The sequence below is a fragment of the Butyrivibrio sp. genome (assembly GCF_017940685.1).
Classification (GTDB): domain Bacteria; phylum Bacillota; class Clostridia; order Lachnospirales; family Lachnospiraceae; genus Butyrivibrio.
Map to the genome: position 1 here is coordinate 1 of NZ_JAGAYD010000095.1, position 6,968 is coordinate 6,968.

Sequence of the window (6,968 nt, forward strand, 5' to 3'; positions counted from 1 at the left end):
CTTTTGGCTGGTTTAGTTTTTCAAAACCAGCCAAAAGAACCGTCCCCGTGGCTTCTAACCCCGTCCCCATGGTCCACCCCTGTCGCAGCAGAACCGTCCCCGTGTCTTGTCAGTCCCTCTGGCAGTTTAGTCATACATCTGTGTGCTAAGATACTTCATTCCGTTGTCTGCAAGGATCACTACAATGTTCTTTCCGGTATTTTCATCCCTTGCTGCCACCTGCCTTGCTGCGTACATTGCAGCAGATGCGGATTGGCCAAGGAGTATTCCTTCTGTCCTTGCTATTTCAAGGCCTGTGGCATAGGCGTCAACGCCGCTTACATCTATGTACTCGTCGTAATCAAAGCCTGCCATAAAAGGCGCTTTGCACTCTTCCTTTACGCCTTCTCCTGCAAAAGGTGCGATGCCATCTATTGTCTTAGGATGCTCTCCTGCTCCTGTCCTGGAGTTTATGTCTGCCTGGACAGCAACTATTTTTACGTCAGGATTCTTTTCCCGGAGGAACTTTGCAAGACCTGTGATGGTTCCGCCTGTTCCAGCGGTTGCAACCAGAATGTCAACCTTACCATCTGTATCCTCCCAGATCTCAGGTCCTGTGTATTTGTAGTGAACTGATGGGTTGGACTCATTAGACAACTGATCTGTGAAGAAGTGTCTTGTATCCTGCTTCCTGCAGTAGTCCTCGATCAGTTCCTGATAGAGTTTTAAAGAAAATGTTCCGTTCTCTTTTGCTTCTTTAAGTCCCGGAACATCTGTTGTAAACTTCACTGAAGCGCCATAGGCCTTAAGTATCTTCCTTCTTTCTATAGACTGGTCAGCCTCCAGGAAAATCTTGAGTTTATACCCTCTGCTTGCCGCAAATGCAGCCAGCCCAATCCCCGTGTTTCCTGAAGTATCCTCAACGATAGTATCTCCAGGTTTTATAAGTCCCTTTTCTTCTGCGTCCAGGATCATGTTAAGGGCTGTCCTGTCCTTGATAGAACCTGACGGATTAAAGTATTCCAATTTGCCCAGGACTGTTGCCTTTAATCCGTGCTTTTTCCCATATCTTGCAAACTCATAAAGGGGAGTGTGCCCCACAAGCTGCGCTATATCTTTTACTATATTTGCCATCTTCTCTCCCCTTCAAAGATTTCTAGTTAATAGCCATAGTTGGCTTCGATCACAATATCCTCAAAGGTCACTGCACGAACTTCGCCTGGACCATCCTCTTTTTCTGGTTCGTACTGGATCGTGTATCCAGACTCCTTAAACCTTCTGATGATCTCATTGAGCTTTTCCCTGGTGTCGATCTTAAAGCAGATGTGGGCAAGGCCCAGTCTGTTGGGATCCTTGGGAAGGTCGACGGTCTCAGGTTTTTTCATAAGCTCTACCCAGGCCTGTCCGTCAAAATCAAGAATATATGAGTAGTACTCTTTCGCAGGGTTATCAAAGGTCTTAAGGACCTTAGCTCCAAAATAGCTTTCAAAAAACTCTTTTGCCCCCTCAAGGTCTTTTACAAAAATACCAACGTTTTTAAGATACATTTTTATCTCCCCCTTACTCCAAAAATTCAGATCTTACGTGAAGAATGTCATTGAAATAATTGTTGGCGATCATGAACATTCCCATGGTGGTAAGGACTACAAGCCCTTCTTCGCCGATCCTTGCTTTTATCCTGTCAAAGAGGTCAAGGGGGATGTTCTTTCTGTCCCTTACGATTGCCTGTGCGTACTCGATCACAAGCTCCTCTTCCTCTGTGTAATCCACATTGTTGATGTCAACTCCGATGGACTCCATGTACTTCTTGTAGTAGGTTGTGCACACAAGGCAGTCGTTTTCAACGGATATGGCGTATTCAAAGAGGTTTGCTGCTCTTGGTGAAATGAACTTTTTAAGTTCTGCGCTAAGCTCATAGCTCTTTCCTTCAAGAGCCCAAAAGGAAGGGATGTTGTGCAAAAGAGTCCTCTTCTCATTTGTAATTGAATGTCCCTCCGCCACGTGCCTGTTTATGGCATCCTTAACTTCCTGTGACGCATTATCTATATCGATAAGACTTACGATGTCCATAGTTCCTCCTTAAATTCCACTTCCGTCAATCTGAGTATCAGACGCCCAGGTGCTTGATTTGTAGATAAATTCTTTGGTTCTTTCTTTTTGTGGATGTTCAAAGAAATCCTTGGAATTGTTCTCTTCAACGATCTCTCCGTTTTCCATGAATACAACTCTTGTTGCTACTTTCCTTGCAAACTCCATCTCATGAGTGACAACTATCATTGTGACTCCGTCGTCTGCAAGTGACTTTATTACATTTAAAACTTCTCCTGTAAGCTCCGGGTCAAGAGCTGATGTGGGTTCATCAAAGAACACAACTTCCGGATTTGTAGCAAGAGCTCTTGCTATTGCAACTCTCTGCTGCTGGCCACCTGAAAGCTTTGATGGATAATAGTCAACTCTATCTGACAGTCCAACTCTTTCAAGAAGCTTTCTGCCTATTTCTTCTGCTTCGTCTTTTTTCATCTTCTGAGCAACTGTAAGACCAAGGGTCACATTGCCAAGGGCTGTTTTATTGCCATAGAGGTTGAAGCTCTGGAATACAAATCCAACTCTGCTCCTGTAGTCCAAAAGATCTTTTCCTGCGATCTTCTTAAGATCAAATTCCTTGTCTCCTATGACAAGGCGTCCGCTGTCAGCTCTGTTAAGGTACCCTGCGCATCTTAGAAGTGTTGTTTTTCCTGAGCCGCTGGGGCCCAGGATTGCAACCACATCTCCCTTCTCAACCTTAAGGCTCACGTCCTTAAGTACCACATTGTCCCCAAACTGCTTGTGGACATTTTTTAGTTCCAGCATGTTCATCTCCTCCTCTCAAGTGCCGCTTCAGCCCTGCTCTGGATAACAGTAAGAACCGAGCAGATGATCAGATAAATAAGTCCGGCTTCTAAGTACAACCAGAAGTAGTCATAGGTTCTTGCTGCAATCCTCTGGGCTGTTGCCAGGATTTCAACAAGGGCGACACTGTACGCAAGAGATGTATCTTTTACCAGTCCTATAATTGAATTGGACAGCGGTGGAAAAGCTGTTCTGAGGGCCTGAGGTACAATGACGTGCATCATTCCCTGCCAGAAGGTAAGTCCGTCGCAGTAGCAGGCTTCAAGCTGTCCCACAGGTACCGACTGGATTGCCGCCCTTACGGTTTCCGAGCAGTAGGCTCCGACGCTCAGTGACATAACAAGCCAGGCGCTCACAAAGGAGTTGAACTTTATACCTATACTGGGTAGTCCAAAGTACACTATAAAAAGCTGAACTATCATTGGTGTACATCTGATGATCCACACATATACCCTTACCAGGTGTCTGAGTACCGGAACTTTGGCTATCTGTGCCAAAGCTACCAAAAATGCGATTATAAGTCCTGCTGAAAATGATGCGATTGTAAGGGGAAGTGATACCTTAAGTCCCGCCATGAGCAGTTTCCCAAATGATTCAATTAGTTCGTTTATTATTCTCTCGTTCATAACCACTGTCCAATCGTGTTTTATTCTTATAACAGATCTTTATCAGCCCTGAGTTGTGTCAAGGTCGAAGTATTTAAGTGCCAGAGCTGAAAGTGTTCCGTCTTCTCTTGCCTGTGCAAGAGCCTCGTTGATAACTTTTACAAGCTCTTCGTTGCCCTTAACTACAGGAATGTATGCATTTGGCTCAGGGTCGCTTGTTACAACAACCTTGAATACTTCCTCATCCTCTGGATGCTGCTTTAAGTAATCTGCAAATCCAACTGTTGTTCCGAATGTAAGATCAGCTCTTCCGTTTCTTACTTCGCTGACAGCCTGTGCTGCTTCACCAACCTCATCAAGGATTGCTCCATTGTCCTCAGCGTACTTTCCGATTGAGCTAGTTGGATCGTTTGCTGCTGTCTTGCCCTTTGCATCCTCTAATGTGTTAACTTCGTCGTTGTCCTTAAGAGCAAGGAATGCGTGCTGTGAATAGTTGTATGGCTCTGAGAAATCGTACTTCTCTGCTCGCTCATCTGAGTAAGATACGCTGTTGATAACTACATCGATCTGTCCTGCATCAAGAGAAGCGAACATTGATCCCCATAAAGTTTCTGAATACTGAATATCTACTCCGATGTAATCTGCTATGTACTTTGCAACCTCTACATCAAAGCCTACAAGTTCATCGTTGTCATTGTGATATGTGTATGGGCTCCAGGTTCCTTCTGTTCCTACGATGATGTAGCCGCGTTCTTTGATGGTGTTAAGAAGATCATCACCAGTAGTTTCAGCCTCTGCTGCAGCTTCTGTTGTATCAGTTGTCTCTGCCTGAGCCTGCGTTGTTTCAGCAGCCTCTTCATTCTGCGTTGTAGCTGCGCTTGCACTTGCTGCTCCCTGTGAACCGCAAGCTGTAAGTGATGATACTGCAATAACTGAGCTAATAAGTGTTGCTAAGATTTTCTTTTTCATAATTTTGTCCTCCGCTTTTTTGAATTAGTGTTTTTGTACTTGGTTTTGTTGTATGTGATTATGCGGTAGCGGCGGAGCAATGTAAAACATACTAATCTTATAGGTGAATATAAATTTTGTTTATACCCTCTGCAAAGGCACAAAAAAACAAGACACGGGGACGGTTCTACTGTCTCATTGCGTGCAATGAGACAGTAGAACCGTCCCCGTGTCTTGTTGTATGCAATATATTACAGTACCTTGGACAGGAAGTCCTGGAGGCGCTTGGTTTTTGGGTGTTCGAAGAATTCCTCGGGGGTGTTCTCCTCAAGGAGGATTCCCTCGTCCATGAACAGCACCTTGGTGGCAACCTCTCTGGCAAAGCCCATCTCATGGGTAACTACTACCATGGTCATGCCATCCTCGGCAAGCTGCTTCATAACGTCTAAAACTTCACCGACCATTTCAGGGTCAAGGGCTGATGTGGGCTCGTCAAAGAGCATCATCTCAGGGTTCATGCAGAGGGAGCGCACGATGGCGATCCTCTGCTTCTGGCCGCCGGAAAGGGAAGCCGGGTAAACGTCTGCCTTGTCTAAGAGATTTACTCTTTTAAGGAGCTCAGTTGCTTTTTCCCTGGCCTCTTTTTCGTTCATGACCTTAAGCTTAACAGGAGCCAGTGTAAGATTCTGCATAACGGTAAGATTGTTAAAGAGGTTGAAATTCTGAAATACCATTCCCATCCTCTGCCTTACCTTGTTGATATCTGTACCCTTGGCGGTTATTTCCTCGCCATCAAAAAAGATCTGTCCAGCAGTAGGTCTCTCAAGAAGATTTAAGCACCTAAGGAAGGTTCTCTTACCTGAACCTGATGGTCCAACGATAACAATCTTCTCACCCTTTTCAATTTCGTAGTTGAGGCCCTCGATAACCCTTATGTGGTTACCATCAGCCTTAGTGTAGTCTTTTGTAAGATTCTTAACGGAGATCACTTCTGCGCATCCTCCTTTCAAGTTTTCCAAGGAGTATCGTAAGGATCTTGATCACGATAAAGTAGATGACAGCTGCACCTATGAGAGGCATGAATGCGTCATAGGTCCTTGATGCGATCTGGTTAGCAACACGTGTAAGATCTGACAGAGATACATATCCTACAATAGCGGTCTCTTTTACAAGAGTAATAAATTCGTTGCCCAGGGGAGGAATGACATTCTTCATAGCCTGGGGAAGAACGATGTAGCGCATGGTCTTGGCCTTGGACAAACCCAGAGATCTTCCTGCCTCCATCTGTCCCTTATCAACGGCAAGGATGCCTCCCCTTACGATCTCAGAAACGTAGGCTCCTGAATTGATACCAAAGGAAAGGGATGCAACTAAAATACCGTTGTTGGATGACGCCATTACGATGAACCACATGATAAGGAGCTGCAAAACGCTCGGCGTTCCGCGGATAACATCTACGTAAACTGATGCGATGTAGTTAAGGATCGTGGGCTTGCCATCCTCAGTTGTTGACAGCTTCATAAGAGCCGCCACAGTACCAATGATGATACCAAGGATTCCAGCGAAAAGAGCTATCTCAAGGGTAATCCCAAGACCTGAAATATACAGTTTCCAGCGCTCACCTGTAATAAAGGCTGCAGCAAATCGTTCTGAAATGGTCATTTACCTAAATCACTCCTCAATGTACTGCTTAACGAGACTGTCGTATGTTCCGTTGTCCTTGAACTTCATTAAAGCTGTGTTGATCTTAACTGCAAGATCCTCATCTCCCTTAGGAAGAGCAATAGCGTAGTTCTCTGGCTCAAAGTCAAAGTTCTCACCTGCTACAACGTCAACCTTGTCAGAGAACTGTGCGCCAAATACCTCTGCAGGGTTCTTGTCAACAATAACAAGATCAACACGTCCGTTGTTGAGGTCGTTAACAGCATCTACTGCCTTGTTGTAAGCTGAAACCTCAGCGCCTTCGATCTCATCAGCAATGAACTCACCTGTTGTTCCAAGCTGAACACCGATCTTTTTGTTCTTTAAGTCATCTGCTGTAGCAATGGCCGCTCCCTTAGGAATGATAACAGCCTGTACAGCCTCGTAGTATGGATCTGAGAAATCAACCATCTGCTGTCTCTCTTCTGTAACTGTCATACCTGCGATAGCAACATCGATCTTGTTACCGATGGATGATACAAGTGAATCAAACTCCATATCCTGGATCTGAACCTCAACTCCGATCTCCTCACCGATTGCCTTGATAAGAGCAATATCAAATCCGTCAGGCTTTCCATCATCGCCTACATACTCAAAAGGCGGAAAAGCTGCGTTGGTTCCTACAATAAGGGTTTCCTTTGAAGCTTCTCCGCCATTTTCTGCCTCTCCAGCGGTAGCTGCGCCGCCGCATCCGCAAAGAAAGACCATGGTCATCATTGTTGCTACAAAGGCTGATAAAAATTTCTTCTTCATAATTTTCTCCTCCTGTTTTATACATAAATTCTGTATATTTATACATTTTATGTATAATATAGCAACAATATTAAATTAAATCAAGTCCTAATA

The 6,968-nt window shown here is 44.8% G+C and carries 9 protein-coding genes; all 9 read right to left on the reverse strand.

What is annotated here, in order from left to right; all coding sequences use genetic code 11:
* Nucleotides 1-126 precede the first annotated feature (126 nt).
* The 9 genes from J6I68_RS06030 to J6I68_RS06070 all read right to left on the reverse strand — a co-directional run bounded on the left by J6I68_RS06030 (nucleotide 127) and on the right by J6I68_RS06070 (nucleotide 6,875).
* Entirely contained in the window at nucleotides 127-1,113 is a 987-nt protein-coding gene (locus tag J6I68_RS06030; RefSeq protein WP_292218517.1) for a PLP-dependent cysteine synthase family protein, read from the reverse strand.
* Between the two features lie 26 nt (nucleotides 1,114-1,139).
* The gene (locus J6I68_RS06035; RefSeq protein WP_292218519.1) at nucleotides 1,140-1,526 is read right to left on the reverse strand and encodes a VOC family protein; all 387 of its coding nucleotides are present in this window, start codon (nucleotides 1,524-1,526) and stop codon (nucleotides 1,140-1,142) included.
* Between the two features lie 13 nt (nucleotides 1,527-1,539).
* Nucleotides 1,540-2,049, reverse strand: a complete 510-nt coding sequence (locus J6I68_RS06040; protein WP_292218521.1) for a hypothetical protein — start codon at nucleotides 2,047-2,049, stop codon at nucleotides 1,540-1,542.
* Nucleotides 2,050-2,058: 9 nt separating this feature from the next.
* Nucleotides 2,059-2,829, reverse strand: coding sequence for an amino acid ABC transporter ATP-binding protein (locus J6I68_RS06045; protein ID WP_330622436.1), 771 nt, complete (start codon nucleotides 2,827-2,829; stop codon nucleotides 2,059-2,061).
* 2 nt (nucleotides 2,830-2,831) lie between these two features.
* Entirely contained in the window at nucleotides 2,832-3,494 is a 663-nt protein-coding gene (locus J6I68_RS06050) for an amino acid ABC transporter permease (protein ID WP_292218526.1), read from the reverse strand.
* A 42-nt stretch (nucleotides 3,495-3,536) separates the two neighbouring features.
* Entirely contained in the window at nucleotides 3,537-4,442 is a 906-nt protein-coding gene (locus J6I68_RS06055; protein ID WP_292218528.1) for a transporter substrate-binding domain-containing protein, read from the reverse strand.
* A gap of 230 nt (nucleotides 4,443-4,672) precedes the next feature.
* The gene (locus J6I68_RS06060) at nucleotides 4,673-5,410 is read right to left on the reverse strand and encodes an amino acid ABC transporter ATP-binding protein (RefSeq protein ID WP_292218530.1); all 738 of its coding nucleotides are present in this window, start codon (nucleotides 5,408-5,410) and stop codon (nucleotides 4,673-4,675) included.
* Nucleotides 5,397-6,083, reverse strand: coding sequence for an amino acid ABC transporter permease (locus J6I68_RS06065; RefSeq protein ID WP_292218531.1), 687 nt, complete (start codon nucleotides 6,081-6,083; stop codon nucleotides 5,397-5,399). The genes J6I68_RS06060 and J6I68_RS06065 overlap by 14 nt, the downstream gene beginning before the upstream one ends.
* A 9-nt stretch (nucleotides 6,084-6,092) precedes the next feature.
* Complete coding sequence (locus J6I68_RS06070; RefSeq protein WP_292218533.1) at nucleotides 6,093-6,875, reverse strand: basic amino acid ABC transporter substrate-binding protein; 783 nt, start codon at nucleotides 6,873-6,875, stop codon at nucleotides 6,093-6,095.
* Nucleotides 6,876-6,968: the final 93 nt, after the last annotated feature.

Coding starts and splice junctions, on each gene's coding strand:
- J6I68_RS06030 (WP_292218517.1), bottom strand. CDS start 1,113: ATGGCAAATATAGTAAAAGATATAGCGCAGCTTGTGGGGCACACTCCC.
- J6I68_RS06035 (WP_292218519.1), bottom strand. CDS start 1,526: ATGTATCTTAAAAACGTTGGTATTTTTGTAAAAGACCTTGAGGGGGCA.
- J6I68_RS06040 (WP_292218521.1), bottom strand. CDS start 2,049: ATGGACATCGTAAGTCTTATCGATATAGATAATGCGTCACAGGAAGTT.
- J6I68_RS06045 (WP_330622436.1), bottom strand. CDS start 2,829: ATGCTGGAACTAAAAAATGTCCACAAGCAGTTTGGGGACAATGTGGTA.
- J6I68_RS06050 (WP_292218526.1), bottom strand. CDS start 3,494: ATGAACGAGAGAATAATAAACGAACTAATTGAATCATTTGGGAAACTG.
- J6I68_RS06055 (WP_292218528.1), bottom strand. CDS start 4,442: ATGAAAAAGAAAATCTTAGCAACACTTATTAGCTCAGTTATTGCAGTA.
- J6I68_RS06065 (WP_292218531.1), bottom strand. CDS start 6,083: ATGACCATTTCAGAACGATTTGCTGCAGCCTTTATTACAGGTGAGCGC.
- J6I68_RS06070 (WP_292218533.1), bottom strand. CDS start 6,875: ATGAAGAAGAAATTTTTATCAGCCTTTGTAGCAACAATGATGACCATG.